Origin of the sequence: Amycolatopsis sp. NPDC098790, assembly GCF_044759945.1 — a bacterium.
Lineage (GTDB): Bacteria > Actinomycetota > Actinomycetes > Mycobacteriales > Pseudonocardiaceae > Amycolatopsis.
Genome location: NZ_JBIWAI010000001.1, coordinates 1,785,717 through 1,802,222, shown reverse-complemented (window position 1 = coordinate 1,802,222; position 16,506 = coordinate 1,785,717). Strand labels below are relative to the sequence as shown.

Annotated in this window: 14 protein-coding genes; 10 read left to right on the top strand and 4 right to left on the bottom strand. The window is 71.6% G+C overall.

Features of this window, described 5'->3' with window-relative positions:
* Window positions 1-31: 31 nt before the first annotated feature.
* The 4 genes from ACIQWX_RS09040 (at window position 32) to ACIQWX_RS09025 (ending at window position 3,960) form a co-directional block, all read left to right on the top strand.
* Window positions 32-1,132, top strand: a complete 1,101-nt coding sequence (locus ACIQWX_RS09040; RefSeq protein ID WP_400867476.1) for a LacI family DNA-binding transcriptional regulator — start codon at window positions 32-34, stop codon at window positions 1,130-1,132.
* 99 nt (window positions 1,133-1,231) lie between these two features.
* Window positions 1,232-1,723 (top strand): beta-class carbonic anhydrase, encoded by a 492-nt coding sequence (locus ACIQWX_RS09035; protein ID WP_400867474.1) that lies wholly within the window; start codon window positions 1,232-1,234, stop codon window positions 1,721-1,723.
* 248 nt (window positions 1,724-1,971) lie between these two features.
* Window positions 1,972-2,847 carry an A/G-specific adenine glycosylase gene (locus ACIQWX_RS09030; RefSeq protein ID WP_400867472.1) on the top strand — a complete coding sequence of 292 codons (876 nt, stop codon included), beginning with the start codon at window positions 1,972-1,974 and terminating at the stop codon, window positions 2,845-2,847.
* A gap of 195 nt (window positions 2,848-3,042) precedes the next feature.
* Window positions 3,043-3,960 (top strand): N-acetylmuramoyl-L-alanine amidase, encoded by a 918-nt coding sequence (locus tag ACIQWX_RS09025; RefSeq protein WP_400867470.1) that lies wholly within the window; start codon window positions 3,043-3,045, stop codon window positions 3,958-3,960.
* Here the strand turns inward: ACIQWX_RS09025 and ACIQWX_RS09020 are convergent.
* Window positions 3,950-4,696, bottom strand: a complete 747-nt coding sequence (locus ACIQWX_RS09020) for an alpha/beta fold hydrolase (protein WP_400867468.1) — start codon at window positions 4,694-4,696, stop codon at window positions 3,950-3,952. The two genes, ACIQWX_RS09025 and ACIQWX_RS09020, sit on opposite strands and share 11 nt — an antisense overlap.
* Before the next feature lie 68 nt (window positions 4,697-4,764).
* Between ACIQWX_RS09020 and ACIQWX_RS09015 the strand changes: the two genes are divergently transcribed.
* A complete protein-coding gene (locus ACIQWX_RS09015; RefSeq protein WP_400867466.1) occupies window positions 4,765-6,171 on the top strand; it encodes a M1 family metallopeptidase in 1,407 nt (468 codons plus the stop codon).
* Here ACIQWX_RS09015 and ACIQWX_RS09010 read toward each other — a convergent pair.
* Window positions 6,157-7,545 carry an ATP-binding protein gene (locus ACIQWX_RS09010; RefSeq protein ID WP_400867464.1) on the bottom strand — a complete coding sequence of 463 codons (1,389 nt, stop codon included), beginning with the start codon at window positions 7,543-7,545 and terminating at the stop codon, window positions 6,157-6,159. The genes ACIQWX_RS09015 and ACIQWX_RS09010 overlap by 15 nt on opposite strands.
* Before the next feature lie 50 nt (window positions 7,546-7,595).
* On the opposite strand from ACIQWX_RS09010, the gene ACIQWX_RS09005 reads away from it, so the two are divergent.
* Both ACIQWX_RS09005 and ACIQWX_RS09000 read left to right on the top strand, forming a co-directional pair.
* Window positions 7,596-7,907, top strand: coding sequence for an antibiotic biosynthesis monooxygenase family protein (locus ACIQWX_RS09005; protein WP_400867462.1), 312 nt, complete (start codon window positions 7,596-7,598; stop codon window positions 7,905-7,907).
* Window positions 7,900-8,697 (top strand): SIR2 family NAD-dependent protein deacylase, encoded by a 798-nt coding sequence (locus tag ACIQWX_RS09000; RefSeq protein WP_400867460.1) that lies wholly within the window; start codon window positions 7,900-7,902, stop codon window positions 8,695-8,697. The genes ACIQWX_RS09005 and ACIQWX_RS09000 overlap by 8 nt, the downstream gene beginning before the upstream one ends.
* Here the strand turns inward: ACIQWX_RS09000 and ACIQWX_RS08995 are convergent.
* Window positions 8,684-9,700, bottom strand: a complete 1,017-nt coding sequence (locus ACIQWX_RS08995; protein WP_400867458.1) for an endonuclease/exonuclease/phosphatase family protein — start codon at window positions 9,698-9,700, stop codon at window positions 8,684-8,686. The genes ACIQWX_RS09000 and ACIQWX_RS08995 overlap by 14 nt on opposite strands.
* 105 nt (window positions 9,701-9,805) lie before the next feature.
* Between ACIQWX_RS08995 and ACIQWX_RS08990 the strand changes: the two genes are divergently transcribed.
* Window positions 9,806-10,783 (top strand): ATP-binding cassette domain-containing protein, encoded by a 978-nt coding sequence (locus ACIQWX_RS08990; protein WP_400867456.1) that lies wholly within the window; start codon window positions 9,806-9,808, stop codon window positions 10,781-10,783.
* Window positions 10,780-11,586, top strand: coding sequence for an ABC transporter permease (locus tag ACIQWX_RS08985; protein ID WP_400867454.1), 807 nt, complete (start codon window positions 10,780-10,782; stop codon window positions 11,584-11,586). The genes ACIQWX_RS08990 and ACIQWX_RS08985 overlap by 4 nt, the downstream gene beginning before the upstream one ends.
* Before the next feature lie 112 nt (window positions 11,587-11,698).
* Here ACIQWX_RS08985 and ACIQWX_RS08980 read toward each other — a convergent pair whose 3' ends face one another.
* The gene (locus tag ACIQWX_RS08980) at window positions 11,699-14,860 is read right to left on the bottom strand and encodes a BTAD domain-containing putative transcriptional regulator (protein ID WP_400867452.1); all 3,162 of its coding nucleotides are present in this window, start codon (window positions 14,858-14,860) and stop codon (window positions 11,699-11,701) included.
* A 147-nt stretch (window positions 14,861-15,007) separates the two neighbouring features.
* Between ACIQWX_RS08980 and ACIQWX_RS08975 the strand changes: the two genes are divergently transcribed.
* A complete protein-coding gene (locus ACIQWX_RS08975; protein WP_400867450.1) occupies window positions 15,008-16,441 on the top strand; it encodes a M1 family metallopeptidase in 1,434 nt (477 codons plus the stop codon).
* Window positions 16,442-16,506: the final 65 nt, after the last annotated feature.

Below are 16,506 nucleotides of genomic sequence, written 5' to 3'. Positions count from 1 at the left end.
AGAAAGTGATCTGAACCGTTACGGTTTGCTGATGGGACGTCCTATTCGCACCCGGAGGCAGGCGACGCTGGCGTCGCTCGCGGCGGAGCTCGGTGTGTCCAGGACCACGGTGTCCAACGCCTACAACCGGCCGGACCAGCTGTCCCCGGAACTGCGCCGCCGGGTCCTCGAGACCGCGCGGCGGCTCGGCTACCCCGGCCCCGACCCGGTCGCCCGCTCCCTGCGCACGCGCAAGGCGGGCGCGGTCGGCCTGCTGCTCACCGAGAACCTCTCCTACGCCTTCCGCGACCCCGCCGCCGTCGGCGTGCTCGAAGGACTGGCCCTGGCCTGCGAAGACGCCGGCGTCGGCCTGCACCTGGTGCCCGCCAGCCCCGGCCGCGAGGACGTCGCCGCGGTGCACCGCGCGGGTGTCGACGGCTTCGTCGTCTACTCCGTCCCGGACGACGACCCGCACCTGGCCGCGGTGCTGGAGCGCCCGGTCCCGACGGTGATCATCGACCAGCCGAGCCTCGAGGGCATCGACCGCGTCGGCCCGGACGACGCGGCGGCGGTCGGCAAGATCGCCGAGCACCTCGTGACGCTGGGGCACCGGCAGGTCGGCGTGATCTGCATGCGCCTGGCCCGCGAGCGCAACGACGACTTCGTCTCCGCGACGCGCCAGAGCGGCGCGCACTTCCACGTCCAGCGCACCCGCCTGGAAGCGCTCGCCGTGGCGTTCTCCGCGGCCGGCGTCGACTGGGCCGGCGTCCCGGTCATCGAGCGCTTCGACCACACGGTGGACGACGGCGCGTCCGCCGCGCGCCAGCTGCTGGACGCGTACCCGCAGGTCACGGCGGTGATCTGCACGTCGGACATCCTCGCGCTCGGCGCCATGGCCGAGGCCGAGCGGCGAGGGCTGCGGGTGCCGCAGGACCTGACCGTCACCGGTTTCGACGGCATCGCCGAAGCGGAGCGGATCGGTCTCACCACGGTCCACCAGCCGGTGCTCGAGAAGGGCAAGACGGCCGGGCGGCTGCTGCTCGGCTCGGCCGAGCGGAGCGCGCCGAAGGTGATCACGCTGCCGACCGAACTGCGCGTCGGCCGCACGTCGGCACCCCCTAGGACGGTCGAGGAGCCCTGGTTCGGGGGCTGACCCGTGACATAGCTCGTAGTGCATTGCCCAGCGGGGTACTCACCCGGTCAAATGGAGTGGTACGCCCGCGCCGCGGGGCCACTGGCCGGAAGGTGACCGATGACCTCGATCGACGTACTGCTCAAGCGCAACCAGGAACTCGGCGACGCGACGCCGGGCGACCGCTCGTCGGCCAAGCCGTCGCTGCAGGTGGCCATCCTGACCTGCATGGACGCCCGCATCCGGGTGTTCGAGGTGTTCGGCCTGCTCCAGGGCGAGGCGCACGTGCTGCGCAACGCGGGCGGCGTGGTGACCGACGACATGATCCGCTCGCTGGCGCTTTCGCAGCGCAAGCTGGGCACGCGCGAGGTGCTGGTGGTCCAGCACACGGAGTGCGGCCTGTCGACGGTCACCGAAGACGACTTCAAGGACGAGCTCGAAGAGGCCACCGGCCTGCGTCCGACGTGGTCGGTCGAGGCGTTCCGGAACGTGGAGAACAGCGTCCGGACGTCGGTGGAACGGGTGCGGCGGAGCGCTTACCTGCCGCACACGGAGAACGTGCGCGGGTTCGTCTACGACGTCAAGACGGGGAAGCTCACCGAGGTCAAGTAGGTCTTGCGCGTCCTCTTCGCCGGCCTCACGCGCCGCTGGGCCGGCTCGGGCTGAACCCCCGTTCCGGCCCACGTGACCGCACAGGCGTGGATGCCCCGGGGCGGCGGCGATCGGGCAGACAGACCTGTTCGTGCACACGGCGGCAGCGACATCACGCTGGGCGCGATCGCGGAAACCCTGTCGCCACGTGAGGTCACCGGACGAGGTCGCCCGCGAGTTGCCGAAGCACGCGAAGTAGCCTCCCCGGCGTGTCCGTAGACGCCGAAACCCTGCTCGACTGGTTCTCCACGCACGGCCGGGACCTGCCCTGGCGCGAGCCGGACCGCTCGGCCTGGGGTGTGCTCGTCAGCGAGATCATGCTCCAGCAGACCCCCGTCGCCCGCGTGCAGCCGATCTGGCTCGAGTGGATGGCTCGCTGGCCCGTGCCCTCGGCGCTGGCCGCGTCGAGCCAGGGCGAGGTCGTGCGGGCGTGGGGGAAGCTCGGGTACCCGCGGCGCGCCCTGCGCCTGCACGAAGCCGCCGGTGTCATCGCGCGGGACCACGGGGATGTCGTCCCGTCCGATGTGGACACCCTGCTCGCGCTGCCCGGGATCGGGGCCTACACCGCGCGCGCCGTCGCCGCGTTCGCCTACGGCCTGCGTGCGCCCGTTGTCGACACCAACGTGCGGCGGGTGGTCGCGCGGGCCGTGCACGGGGCCGGGGATGCCGGCCCCGCGTCGAACACCCGGGACATGAACGACGTCGAGGCGCTGCTGCCCGCCGAAGACGCGCCCGCCGCGAAGTTCTCCGCCGCGATCATGGAGCTCGGCGCCCTCATCTGCACGGCGCGAAGCCCGCGTTGCGCGGATTGTCCGATCTACGACGAGTGCGCGTGGCAGCTCGCCGGACGGCCCGAGTACGCCGGCCCGGCCAAGCCGGTGCAGAAGTTCGCCGGCACCGACCGGCAGGTCCGCGGCCTGCTGCTGGACGTCCTGCGCGGCAGCGAAGGGCCCGTCGAGAAAGCACGCCTCGACCTGGTGTGGCACGACGGCGGCCAGCGCGACCGCTGCCTGGACTCCCTGCTCGTCGACGGCCTGCTGGAGCAGACCGAGGGCGGCCTCTTCGCTCTCCCGGGCGAACACTAACGCGCTACAACAAAAGTTGGTCAATAGTTGTCATCGGCGCGATGCGGAGCTACCTTTTCCCGCATGGTCAATGAGGCTTATTCAGCCGTCGCCCGCCGCATGATTTCCGCGCTGACCGGCGGTCTGCGTGAGGGGCGCGGCGGGCTAACCAGAATAAGCCTCACTGTTGACCGCCGGACCCTGTTCAAAGCAGGGGTGACCGCCACCGCGGCCGGCGCACTGGGGATGACGACCACGGGTACGGCGAGCGCGGCCGTGCCGGCACCGACGATCCACACCTGCGCCGAGTGGGGCGCGCGGCCCGCCACCGGGCCGATCGTGGTGGAGAACCACAAGCCGACCTACATCGTCGTGCACCACGCCGTGGATCCGCCGATGAACAACGACTTCTCGCTGGCGCGCGCGTTCTACGTCGCGAAGTTCATCCAGGACCTGCACATGGACAAGAACGGCTGGATCGACAGCGGCCAGCAGTTCACGAACAGCCGCGGCGGGTTCGTCACCGAGGGCAGGCACCGCAGCCTCGAAATCCTGCGCGGCGGCACGCAGCACGTCCAGGGCGCGAACGTCGGCAACCACAACAGCGAGGTCATCGGCATCGAGAACGAGGGCCTCTACAGCACGATCGACGTGCCGCAGGCGCTCTGGGACTCGCTGGTCGGCCTGGTCGCCTACATCGCCCACCAATACGGCATTGCGCCCGAGTTCATCAAGGGCCACCGCGACTTCAACTCGACCGAGTGCCCCGGCACGGTGCTCTACAACCGGCTGCCCGAGCTGCGGACGGCCGTCGGGCGCGTCCTCGGCGTCTCCGTCGCGCGCGCCGAAGCCGAGTGGCCGCTGCTCAAGCCGGGCGACACGGGCCGTCAGGTGCAGCAGGCACAGCGGTTCCTGCGCGCGTACGGGTACGACGTGCCGACCGACGGGGTGTTCGGTAAGTCTACAAAGGACGCCGTGGCCGCTTTGTCCGTTCAGGCCGGATTGCCGCGCCACACGTGCACCGCGACCAAGGCGACGGACGAGACCGGCTTCCTCGGCGCCGACGTCTGGCCGCTGATCGTCCCCTCGGACCGCTCGACGGCGGCCTGGCGGGCGGACCTCGCTAGCGCTTGAGGACCTGGCTCAGGAACGCTTCGACGGCGCCCCGGTAGGTCTCCGGGGCTTCGTCGTGGGGCAGGTGGGCCGAACCGGGGACGACGAGGTGCTTCGCGCCCGGCACCCGATCGGCCACGAGCGCTTGCTGGCCGGGCGGCATCGCCGTGTGTTCACCTTCAATGAGCAGGAGCGGGCAGCGGATCGCGTCGACGACGTCCCAATAGTCCCGGCGGCCCCATTCGGCGGCGATGACGTACAGGTCTTCGAGGTCGGCGACCAGGTGAAAACCGTCCGAACGCTCCTCGACGCAGTCGGCGAAGTACTCGCCCGCGTCGCCGAAGAACTCGCGGACGTGGTCGAGCGACGTGAACGGCACCGGCCAGCTCTCGAAGTACCCGCGCCACGTCTCGACGGTCCGGCCGCGCTGGTCCGGCGCGAAGTCCTCGGAGACGACCGCGCGCACGAGTTCCGGGTACTTCGCGGCGGTCGCCCACGCGTGCAGGCCGCCCATCGAGTGCCCGATGAGCACGGCCGGCCCCGCGTCGAGGGTTTTCAAGGCGGCGGCGACGTCGTCGGTGAACCGTTCGGTCGTCCAGGGGCCGACACGCGGGGCGCTGCCGTGGCCGCGCGCGTCGAGGCCGTACACCGCGCCGTAGGGCCGGAGCCACTCCGCAACCCGCGACCACGTGCGCGCGCGGCCCATCAGTCCGTGGAGCAGGACGATCGGCACGCCGGTGCCGCCGAAACAGAGCACGCGGTCACCATAATGGCTGGTGCGAAGCGTGACCGAGTGATCGCTTTCCATCACCTATGGTGGTGGGTATGCGCCGCCGACTCGCTGCCCTCGCCGTCTGCGCCGCGGTGATCGTCGCCGCGGCGTGCAGCGGTGACGCCGTCACGGCGCCGCCCCCACCGCCGCCCATGCACCCGGTTCCGGGCGCGTCCGGGGCCGGTGATCCGTATTACCCGGAAGACGGCAACGGCGGTTACGACGCTCTCGGCTACCAGGTCGGCGTCACGTACGACCCGCCGAGCGGCCACCTCGACGGCGACACGACGGTCACCGCGAAGGCCACCCAGGACCTCAGCCGGTTCGACCTCGACCTGCGCGGTCTCGACGTCCACAGCGTCGAAGTCGACGGGCAGCCGGCGCACTTCACGCGCGAAAAGGCGTTCGAGCTGGTCATCACGCCGGCGTCGCCGATCCGCGCCGGGACGACGTTCCGCACCCGCGTGCGCTACGGCGGCGACCCGGCGAAGACCCCGCACGACGGCGGCAGCGAGAACGGCTGGCAGCACTCGGCCGACGGCGGCGCGTACATGGTCGGCGAGCCGCACTCGGCCGCGTTCTGGTACCCGGTCAACGAAATCCCGCGCGACAAGGCGACCTTCACGCTGACCGCGCACGTCCCGCCCGGCTGGACGGTCATCTCGAACGGCCGCGAAGGCCCGCCGGGGACGTGGACCGAGCCGAACCCGGTCGCGAGCTACCTGACGACGATCGCGATCGGCAAGTTCAGTGTCGACAGGTCGACACTGCCGGACGGCACCCCGGTGGTCACGGCGTACTCCCCGGGAGCCGAGGCCCGCCGCGCGATCGGCGACCGCCTGCCGGAGGTGCTCGGGTTCCTGAAGAGCAAGTTCGGCCCGTACCCGCAGTCGGCGGCGGGCGGGATCTTCCTGAACGAGGACGTCCGGTTCTCACTGGAGACGCAGACGCGGCCGACGTACGCGAAGTGGGCCGACCTGCCGACGCTGGTGCACGAGAACGCGCACGAGTGGTTCGGCGACTCGGTGTCCCTGCGGAACTGGTCGGACATCTGCCTGAACGAGTGCTTCGCGTCGTACGCGCAGTGGCTGTGGGCCGAGCGCGAGGGCCAGAGCCTCGACGACCGCTACCGCGCGGCGATCGAGATCACCCACGGCAGCACGGATTTCTGGGGCCAGAAGCTCGTGGGCATGGGCCAGGGTCACGAGTTCGAAGGCGTGTACAACAAGGGAATCCTGGCGCTGCACGCGTTGCGAAGGCAGATCGGCGACCCGGCGTTCGACCGCCTCCTCCACGACTGGCCGGCGCGTTATCGCCACGGCAACGCTTCTTGGGCCGACTTCGAGAAGATGGCCGGCCAGGTGAGCGGGCAGAACTTGAGGGCGTTCTTCGACGAGTGGTTCAGGGGGACGAAGCTGCCGGCGGACGCGGACCTCTTCCCCGGCTCACTGCGCAGCTGAGCTGCCCAGCAGCGACCGCGTCAACGCGCTGTGCGCCTCCTGCATCTCGCGCAGCGCCGTCGTCAGCTCCTCGTCGCCCACCGACACGTCCTCCTCCGGACGCGCAGCCAGCGCCAGCAGCGATGCCCGGCGCAGCAGCTCCTTCGCGAACGACGCCGTCACCCCCTCCGTCGCCGCCACCACCGGGGCCAGGTCCGCCGTCAGCTTCAGGCCCCGCGCGTACAGCCTGAGCAGCGCCTCGCGGCCCGCCGCGTCCGGCAGCGGGATCTCCACCGCCAGATCCACCCGGCCCGGGCGGTCGGCCAGTGCCTTCTCCAGCTCGCTCGCGCGGTTGGTCGTCAGCAGGAACGTCACGTCCGCGTCGCCGCCCACGCCGTCCATCGCGTCGAGCAGCGTGAACAGCAGGGGCTGGACCATCGGCCCGTAGCTGCGGTCCTGCGCGATCAGGTCGACGTCCTCCAGCACGACCACGCTCGGCTGCAGCCGCCGCGCCAGCTCCGCGGCCTTGCCGACGAACCGCATCGCCGTGCCGGTCAGGATGATCACCGTGGTGTCCGGCAGGCGGCCCATCAGGTAGCGGACCGTGTGCGTCTTGCCGATGCCGGGCGGGCCGTGCAGCAGCAGCCCGCGCTTGAGGTGCTGGCCCGCGGCCAGCAGCCGCTCGCCGTGTTCGGCGATGCCGACCGTGTGCCGCTCGATCGCGTCGAGCACGCCGTCCGGCAGCACGACCTCCTCGCCGGTCAGCGCCGGCCGCGGGAGGAACGTGAGCAGCTCGTTGGCGCGGTGCTCGCTGGTGCCGAAGGCCACCACCTGCCCCCGCAGGAGATCGCGTTCGGCCATCAGCCGCTCGACTCGGTTGCGCACTTCGGTCGCGGTCGCCCGCGACGTCGCCAGGACCTCCAGCCGGCACTGCTCGAGCCCCCACTGCGGGGTCGCGCCGCGGATGGCGAGCAGCACCGGCTCCCCGTCCGGCGCGCTGGTGCCGACCAGCCCCAGCTGGACGGCTTCGGTCGCGTCGTGCGGGCCCGTCGCCGTGGTGGTGTAGTCCACCGAGCCGAGGTCGTACATCCCCTTGCTGCGCGCGGTGGCGAGCATCCCGATGAGGTCCTCGTGCGTGCGCTGGCCGCCCGCGATGCCGAACCAGCCCACGGCCGTGCCGTGCTCGGCGAGGTACGCGTCGACCCCGCGCTGGATGTTGGCGTGCTCCCACATCGGCCAGTTGCGGGTCACGACCACCACCTCCGGCAGCAGTGCCCCCAGGTGGCCGGTCACGCGCTCGATCAGCTCGTTGCCCCGGCCACCCTCGACCTCGTCGGCGGTGGCCCGGACGATCCGGGCGAGATCGGTGGCGAGGTCGCGCTCGGTGCTCCCCATGGCTTCCACAGTGGCACGGGTCACACGTCGAAGCCAACTAGGGTGGAGTCATGAGTGTCGTGAAGATCAACGCGATCGAGGTCCCCGAAGGCGCCGGCCCCGAGCTGGAGAAGCGGTTCGCCGCGCGGATGCACTCCGTCGACCAGCAGCCCGGCTTCCTCGGGTTCGAGCTGCTGCGCCCGGTTTCCGGCGAGACGCGCTACTTCGTCTACACGAAGTGGGAGACGGAAGAGGCCTACCAGGCGTGGGCCAAGGGCGGCCCGGCCGCGGCGGCGCACTCGGGCGAGAGCGCCAAGCCCGTGTCCACCGGCGCCAACCTGCTGGAGTTCGAGGTCGTCCTCGGTTCGAAGCCGGGTGAGTGACGCTCTTGAGCGGGCCGCGGAGCTCCTGAACGGCGCCGGCGCGCTGCTGATCTGCGCCGGCGCCGGGATGGGCGTCGACTCCGGGCTGCCGGACTTCCGCGGCGGCGAAGGGTTTTGGCGTGCTTATCCGCCGTACGCCCGGCTGGGGTTGCGGTTCGAGGAGCTGGCCGACCCGCGCCACTTCGCCGACGACCCCGAGCTGGCGTGGGGTTTCTACGGACATCGGCTCGACCTGTACCGGAAGACCGTGCCGCACGAGGGTTTCCGGTTGCTGCTCGGTTTCGCGCCGTCCGTGCGCGTGTTCACGTCCAATGTGGACGGACAGTTCCAGAAGGCCGGTTTCGAGCACGTCGCCGAGGCGCACGGGTCGATCCACCACCTGCAGTGCCTCGACCGCTGTTCCGACGACATCTGGCCGGCTTCCGAAAACGTCGCCATCGACGCCGAAACCATGCGGGCCGTGCCGCCGCTGCCGTCGTGCCCGCGGTGCGGCGGGCTGGCCCGGCCCAACATCCTGATGTTCGGGGACTTCGACTGGGTCCCGGACCGCAGCCAGGCCCAGCTCGACGAGCTGACGGCGTGGCGCCGCACCGCGCGTGACCTCGTGGTGGTGGAGCTCGGCGCGGGCCAGGCGGTCCCGACGGTCCGCCGCTACAGCGAACTGGCGAGCGCGGCGACCGGTGCGTTGATCCGCATCAACCCGCGCGAGCCGGAGATCCGCCACAACCGAGGCATCTCGATCCCGGCCGGCGCCCTGGAAACGCTGCGAGCCCTCGTCACGGCAACCTGACTTCGGCGAACACCGCCCGGTGGTCACTGCCCGCGACGTCGAACACGCGGTAGTCCTGGACCGCCGCCCGGTTGTCGACCACCACGTGGTCGATCGTCACCACCGGGGACGAGGACGGCCAAGTCGGCGTCAGCCCCGCGCCGCGCTCCTCGGCCGCGTCGTTGTAGCCGCGGGACAGCACCGTGCGGAACGCCGCGTGGTCCAGCGTCGCGTTGAAGTCGCCCGCCAGGATGCGCAGGCCGTGCTCGCCCGCCGCCCGGGACAGGTCCTTGATCTCGCGCTCCCACTGCGGCGTGTCCACGTCCGGGGAGATCGGGTGGACGGCGACGATCTCCGCCACCACGCCGTCGCCGAGGTCGGCCTGCGCGCCCGGCTGCTTGGCCGCCGAATCGCCCGTCAGGTTGACCTCCTTCAGCGGGAAGCGCGACACGATCCCCGAGCCGAACGCGCCCGGCGCCGGGTGCAGCACCCGGTACGGCAGCAGCTGGAACAACCCCGCCGCGGTCAGCCCGTCGACCACCCGCGGCGTCATCTCGACCAGGTTCAGGACGTCGATCCGCTGCAAACGCACCAGGTCGACGACGGCCTTCGGGTCCGCCTGGCCGTAGAGCAGGTTCGACGCGAGCACGCGCAGTGTCTTCCCGTGCACTTCGCGCTGATCGCTCGCCGACACCCGCGGCACGACCAGGACGGCCAACGCGACCGCCAGCACCAGCGCGGTCCCGCCGACCCACCACCGCCGCAACGCCAGCGCCAGGCCGCCGAGCAGCAGGCCCGCGACCGCCACGAACGGCGTCAGCGACAACGCGACCAGCGTGTACCAGTCGCCGTCGTAGCCGATCAGGCGCAGCGCGGCCAGTCCGGCCAGCGGCACCACCGGCACCACCAGCAAGGCCGTGACCAGCGGTTTCTTCCGCCGGACGCGCGTCTCTTCCGCAACCGTCATGGTGCCGAGTATGCCGAGGTGATCGCCGCGCGGCCCAGGCGGCGACAACTCCTCCACAAGATCTCCACCAGCGCCTGCCAGCCGCTGCCAGCGCGCTGTGCGCGTGCTGCCAGCGCCCCCGTCCAAAGTGAAGCCCAACAGCGACAGCGAAGGAGGACGCCCATGTCGCACGCGATCCAGGCCGAGGGCCTGGTCAAACACTTCGGGGACACCAAGGCACTGGATGGGGTGGACCTCGAGGTCCCGTTCGGACAGGTCGTGGGGGTGCTCGGCCCGAACGGCGCCGGCAAGACGACCGCCGTCCGGATCCTGGCCACCCTGATGAAACCGGACGCCGGCAGAGCCACCGTCGGCGGCTACGACGTCGTCACCGACCCGGTGCGAGTCCGCAGCCTGATCGGGCTCACCGGCCAGTACGCGTCGGTCGACGAGGACCTCAACGGCATCGAGAACCTCGTCCTCATCGGACGGTTGTACGGCCACTCCCGCGCCCAGTCCAAGGCCCGCGCCACCGAGCTGATCGAGCGGTTCGAGCTCACCAAGGCGGCCAAGCGGCCGATCCGGACCTACTCCGGTGGTATGCGGCGGCGGCTCGACCTCGCCGCCAGCCTCGTCGGCCGGCCCGAGGTGCTCTACCTCGACGAACCGACCACCGGCCTCGACCCGCACGCCCGCAACGAGGTCTGGGACGTCGTCCGCACGCTCGTCGCCGAGGGCGCCACGGTGCTGCTGACCACGCAGTACCTCGAAGAGGCCGACCAGCTGGCCGACAAGATCACCGTGTTCGACCACGGCCGCGTCGTCGCCGACGGCCGCGCCGACGAGCTCAAGCGCCGCGTCGGCGGCCAGACGCTGCAGGTCCGGCCGACCCAGCTGTCCGACATGGACGCCGTCAACCGGATCCTCGGCGACCTCTCCGGCGTCCGGCCGACCCGCGACGACGCCACCGGCCTGCTCACCGCGCCGGTCAACGACCCCGTCCTGCTGTCCACTTTGGTCCGCAAGCTGGACGAAGCCGGCATCACCGCCGACGAGCTGGCGCTGCGGCTGCCCAGCCTCGACGAGGTGTTCCTCGCCCTGACCGGGCACACCGCCGAACAGTCCATTGCGGACAAGACCCTCGAAGGGAGCCTGGCATGACGACGCTGGCGCTCGACCGCCCGGCCCCGCCGCGGCACATCAGCCCCGGCAAGGGGTTCCAGCACGCGCTTTCCCTGGCGTGGCGCGGCATCCTGAAGATCCGCAAGAACCCCGAACAGCTCGCCGACGTCACCCTGATGCCGATCATCTTCCTGGTGATGTTCGTGTACCTGTTCGGCGGCGCGCTGTCCGGCTCGACCGACGCCTACCTGCAGATGGTCGTGCCCGGCATCATCGTGATGAACATCCTGCAGGCGTGCCTCGCCGTGGGGACCAACCTCAACACCGACATCACCAAGGGCGTCTTCGACCGGTTCCGCAGCATGCCGATCGCCCGGTCCGCGCCACTGATCGGCGCGGTGCTCGCGGACATCGTGCGGTACGTCGTGTGCCTGACGGTGCTGATGGTGGTGGCCACGATCATGGGCTACCGCATCGCGACCAGCCCGGCGGAGTTCGTGGTGGCGATCCTGCTCGCGCTCGCGTTCGGGCTGTGCTTCTGCTGGGGCTCGGTGTTCGTCGGCATGGTGATGAAGTCGCCGGGTTCGGCGCAGGCACTGATGTTCGTCTTCATCATGCCGCTCACGTTCGGCAGCAACGTGTTCGTCCAGACGTCCACGATGCCGGGGTGGCTGCGGGCGTGGGCGGACATCAGCCCGGTCAGCCTGATGGCGAACGCGCTGCGCGGCCTGATGAACGGCGGCGCGGTCGCCGGCCCGCTGGCCGGGGCGCTCGCTTGGATGGCCGGCGCGGTCATCGTGTTCTTCCCGCTGGCGACTTGGGCTTACCGCCGGCGGGTCTGAAAAGGCGCGCGACACGGGGGTGACCCGCGCCAAGGGGAGCTGAAGGGCACCTTCCTCGCACCAGATGCGAGGAAGGTGCCCTTCAGCACGTCACATGCACCGAAGGTGCCCTTCAGCCCAGCTCGCCCAGGAGCCAGGCGATGGTGTCCTTTTTGGACGCGGCGCGGAACTCCTCGTAACGCGAGTCGTAGTCCGGCAAGGCAGCGCGCAGCTGGTCGATCAGCGCCCGGACCTCCGGGCTGCCGAGGTCGATCCGCCCGCGGATCACCGCCGACGCCGCGAGCACCCGCGCCGCCTGCTCGAGACGGCCCTGCGCCGCGCGCACCATCGCCAGCAGCTCCACCGAGCCGGCCAGGTCCGGCATGTCGCCGCGGCGGTTCGTCGCCCGGATCGCGATGTCCACATGGGACTCGGCGTCGTCCGCACGGCCCTCGGCCAGCAGGATCCGGGCTTCGAACGCGTGGATGAACTCGTCGCCGATCCCGCCCGGGAACCATTCGTCGCCCCCGAACTCGGCGACGCGGCCGAGCAGCACCCGCGCCTCGGCCAGCTTTCCGGTGCGCAGGAACAGCTCCAGCCGACCGAACATCAACACGGCCCGCTGCTGCGGGTTCGTGATGCCTTCGCCGTAGCGCTCCGCCGCCTCCTGGTCGCGCCACGCACCCTCGAAGTCGCCCGTCCGCGCCCGCTCGACGGCCAGCCGCCACCAGTGCTGCACGGCGTCTTCGTGTGAGCGCAGCTCCATCGACAGCGCCAGTCCCTGCTGGTAGATCTCGATGGCCTGAGCGCTGTCGCCGTCCTGGGACAGCGCGTACCCCTTGAAGCTCAACGTCATCGCGATGCCCCAGCGGTCGCCGACCTCCGCGAACCCGGCGTGGGCCAGGTCGCGCGCCCGGTCCGCGCCCTCGACGTCACCCGCGTCGTCGAGCAGGAAGCTCTCCACCCAGTGGCCGCCGGCCCGGGTCCAGGGGTCGGGGTGCCGCGCGGCGCGGTGCACTTCGCGCACGGCGACCTCGCGGTCGCCGCCGAGGAAGGCCAGCATCGGCAGGGCCACCGCGAGCCCGGGGTAGCGGTCGACCGCGTCGGTACGCACGCAATCGTCGACCAGCCGCAGGATCTCGGCCTGGTCCGAGCGCACCGGGATCGCGTCCATGAGGTAGATCAGCGCGCGGTAGGCCGCCGACGCCGCGGGCGGCAGCCGGTCGCCGAACTCGAGGGTCTCGCGCAGCAGCCCGCCGACCCGGCCGCCCTGGCCGAGGATGGTGAAGTACCAGAACATCCCGTCCAGCAGGGCGACCGTGTTGTCCACATCGGACATCTCGATCGCGCCGCGCAGGGCGGCGACCATGTTGTCGCTCTCGGCCTCGTACGCGTCGATCGCCTTCAGCTGCTCGCCGGTGCGCAGCGTCGGCTCCAGGTCCTGCGCGAGGGCGGCGTAGTACGACGCCATGGCCCGGCGCGTCCGGTCGTGCTCGCCCGATTCGACCAGCCGCTCGGTGGCGTACGCGCGCAGCGTCTCCAGCATCCGGTACCGCGGCTCGCCGCGGCCGCCGTCGACAGTGTCCACAATGGACTTTTCGACCAGGCTGCCGAGGACGTACGGGACGTCGGCGGCGGGCAGCAGCTCGTCCGCGCAGACGGCCTCGACCGGCTCCAGCTCGGCGCCGCCGGCGAACACCGCCAGGCGCCGGGCCAGCACCAGCTCGGCCTCGGTCAGCAGGTCCCAGCTCCACTCGACGACCGCGCGCAGCGTCCGCTGCCGCGGCAGCGCCGTCCGGCTGCCCGAGGTCAGCAGCCGGAACCGGTCGCCGAGCCGCCCGGCGATCTGGGCCACGGTCATCGACCGCAGCCGCGCCGCGGCCAGCTCCAGCGCGAGCGGCATCCCGTCCAGCCGGCGGCAGATCTCGCCGACCTGGTCCACTGTGGACTCGTCGAGCACGAAGTCGGGGCGGACGGCGGCCGCGCGGTCGAGGAACAGCCGCGTCGAGTCGAGTTCGGCGGCCTCCGCGGGTGCGGCGCGTTCCGCGGGCACCGGCAATGGCCCGAGCGGGCAGAGCGCTTCCCCGGTGATCGCGAGCGGCTCGCGGCTGGTGGCCAGGATCCGCAGCCGCGGCGCGCGCTGCAGCAGCTCGTCGGCCAGCCGGGCGGCGGCGTCGACGACGTGCTCGCAGTTGTCCAGCACCAGCAGCGCTTCCGCGCCGCCGAGCACCTCGAGGGCCTGCTCGACGGGCTCGAGCGGACGGCGGATCTCGGTGTCGGTGCTGCGGATGTCCCGGATCTCCAGCGCGCCGAGCAGCGCGCCGCCGAGGTCGTCGGGGTCGCGGACGCCGGCCAGCGCGGCGAACCAGACCCGGCCCTGCTGGTGCGCCGGGTGCCGCGACGCCGCTTCGGTGGCCAGTCGCGTCTTGCCCGCCCCACCGGGCCCGGTCAAGGTGACCAGCCGGGCGCCGCCGAGCAGCTCGGCCAGCAGCTCGAGCTCGTCGTCGCGGCCGATGAACGTCGTCAGCCGGGTCGGCAGCCGGTCGGTCACCGGCGACGGCGCCGCGAGCTCCCCGCGCAGCGCGGCCAGGTGGATCTCCTGCAGCTCGGCCGACGGGTCGACGCCGAGCTGGTCGGCCAGGGTCCGGCGGATCGCGGAGTAGACGCCCAGCGCCTCCGACTGCCGCCCGGCCGCGCAGAGCGCGCGGATCCGCAGCCCGGCCAGCCGCTCGCGCAGCGGGTCGGCGTCGGCCGCGGCGGCCAGGTCGGCGAGCACGCCCGCGTGCTCGCCCAGCCGGATCAGGGCGTCGAAGCGGTCTTCGGCCGCCTCGGCCCGCAGCTCGGTGAGCCGGCGGGCGGGCGCGGGCGCGAACGGCGCGTCGAGGACGTCGGCGAGCGCGCCGCCCTGCCACAACCCGAGGGCTTCGGCGAGCAGCTCGGCCGCGTGGGCGTCCCGGCCCGCGGCCAGCTCGCGGCGGCCGTCGGCGGCGAGCCGTTCGAAGCGCTCGGCGTCGACGTCTTCGCGGGCCACGGCGAGCCGGTAGCCGCCGGGGCCCGATTCGACCGGCACCGGCAGCGCCTTGCGCAGCCGCGAGACCAGCGACTGCAGGGCGTTGGCGGCGTCGGCGGGCGGTTCGCCGCCCCAGAGGCCGTCGACGAGCGCGTCGGCCGGGACCGCGCGCCCGGCGTCCAGCGCGAGCCGGGCCAGGAGCATGCGGAGGCGGGCGCCGCCGATGTCGATCGGCGTGCCGTCGTCGTTCACCGCCCGCAGCGGGCCCAGCAGCGCAACGCGCATGCGTCCAGCTTTCCAGACGACGGCCGGGCGGCGGGGCGGGCCGACGGAAGTGCTGATTATCCGGACAAAAGCGACGCGCCCCTTCGAACCATGCATTCGTGGCGATACGTTGCGGGCGAGGTCCATCCGATACGGACAGGAGCGTTCATGAGGGGACAGAAACCGGCCGTGGTCGCGGCCGCCGTGGTCGCCAGCCTCTGCCTCGGCACCGGCGTCGCCGCGGCGGGCGACGGCTGGGGCCCGGCGAGGCCCGGCAGCGACGGCGCCGGCGACAGCTACTACCCGCAGGACGGCAACGGCGGCTACGACGTCGCCGACTACAACCTCAAGGTCGGCTACGACCCCGCGTCGCACCAGCTCACCGGCGACCAGGACATCGCCGCGCGGGCGACCCAGTCGCTCAGCTCGTTCAACCTGGACCTGCACGGCCTGACCGTCGACTCGGTGAAGGTCGACGGCCGGACCGCGCAGTTCGCCCGGACCGGCGACCACGAGCTGGTCGTCACGCCGTCGCGCGCCCTGCGGCGCGGCCAGCACTTCAAGGTCAAGATCGCCTACCACGGCGTTCCGGCGCCGATCAGCGACCCGGCGCTCGGCAACAACGGCTGGCAGTACGCCCAGGCGGGCGGCGCGTTCGTCGCCGGCGAGCCGAAGTCGGCGACCACCTGGTACCCGGTCAACGACACCCCGCTCGACAAGGCCACGTTCCACCTCGCGATCACCGTGCCCGACGAGTGGGGCGTGATCGCCAACGGCCGCGAGAAGCCGTCGATCAAGACGCCGAACGGCACCACGCACGTCTGGGCCGAGGAAACGCCGATCGTGCCGTACATGACGACGGTCGCGATCGACAAGTGGACGTTCGACCGGCAGAAGCGCAAGGACGGGACGCCGATCGTCAGCGCCTACGCCCCCGGCGTCCCCGACTCGACGAAGCAGGCGGAGGCGCGGCTGCCGGAGATCCTCGACTTCCTCGAGTCGAAGTTCGGCAAGTACCCGATCGACGCGGCGGGCGGCATCTTCCTCAACGAGCAGATCGGCTTCTCGCTGGAGACGATGAGCCGGCCGATCTACTCCGCGGGCTGGGCGGGCACGGTCCCGACGATCGTCCACGAGAACGCCCACCAGTGGTACGGCGACTCGGTCGCGGTGGCGCACTGGAAGGACGTCTGCCTCAACGAGTGCTTCGCGTCCTACGCCACGTGGCTCTGGGACGAGGGCAAGGAAGGCGTCGATCTGGACAAGCAGTACGCGGACGACGTCAAGAAGGCGTCGACGGCGTTCTGGAACGGCAAGCTCTACGACATGGGCGCCGGCCGGGAGTTCACGTCCGTGTACTCCAAGGGCCCGATGATGCTGCACGCGCTGCGCAACTACGTCGGTGACCAGGCCTTCTCCCGGGTGCTGAAGACGTGGCCGTCGCTGCACCGCGACGGGAACGCGAGCATGCAGGAGTTCCAGCGGTACACCGAAATCGTCGCGCACAAGAACCTGCAGGGGTTCTTCGACGCGTGGGTGTACGGCGCCGGCAAGCCCGCTGACCAGTACCTCTTCCCGGGTGGGCTGAAGCCCGCCGCTTGATCCAGTGGTTCGTGAAGGCCACCCTGCGGTCGTAGGGTGGCCTTCACGGCGTTTCGGAGGTGGGT

Excerpts from the sequence above, each read along its gene's own strand:
- ACIQWX_RS09040 (WP_400867476.1), top strand. The coding sequence starts at position 32 with ATGGGACGTCCTATTCGCACCCGGAGGCAGGCGACGCTGGCGTCGCTC.
- ACIQWX_RS09035 (WP_400867474.1), top strand. The coding sequence starts at position 1,232 with ATGACCTCGATCGACGTACTGCTCAAGCGCAACCAGGAACTCGGCGAC.
- ACIQWX_RS09015 (WP_400867466.1), top strand. The coding sequence starts at position 4,765 with ATGCGCCGCCGACTCGCTGCCCTCGCCGTCTGCGCCGCGGTGATCGTC.
- ACIQWX_RS09010 (WP_400867464.1), bottom strand. The coding sequence starts at position 7,545 with ATGGGGAGCACCGAGCGCGACCTCGCCACCGATCTCGCCCGGATCGTC.
- ACIQWX_RS09005 (WP_400867462.1), top strand. The coding sequence starts at position 7,596 with ATGAGTGTCGTGAAGATCAACGCGATCGAGGTCCCCGAAGGCGCCGGC.
- ACIQWX_RS08990 (WP_400867456.1), top strand. The coding sequence starts at position 9,806 with ATGTCGCACGCGATCCAGGCCGAGGGCCTGGTCAAACACTTCGGGGAC.
- ACIQWX_RS08985 (WP_400867454.1), top strand. The coding sequence starts at position 10,780 with ATGACGACGCTGGCGCTCGACCGCCCGGCCCCGCCGCGGCACATCAGC.
- ACIQWX_RS08980 (WP_400867452.1), bottom strand. The coding sequence starts at position 14,860 with ATGCGCGTTGCGCTGCTGGGCCCGCTGCGGGCGGTGAACGACGACGGC.
- ACIQWX_RS08975 (WP_400867450.1), top strand. The coding sequence starts at position 15,008 with ATGAGGGGACAGAAACCGGCCGTGGTCGCGGCCGCCGTGGTCGCCAGC.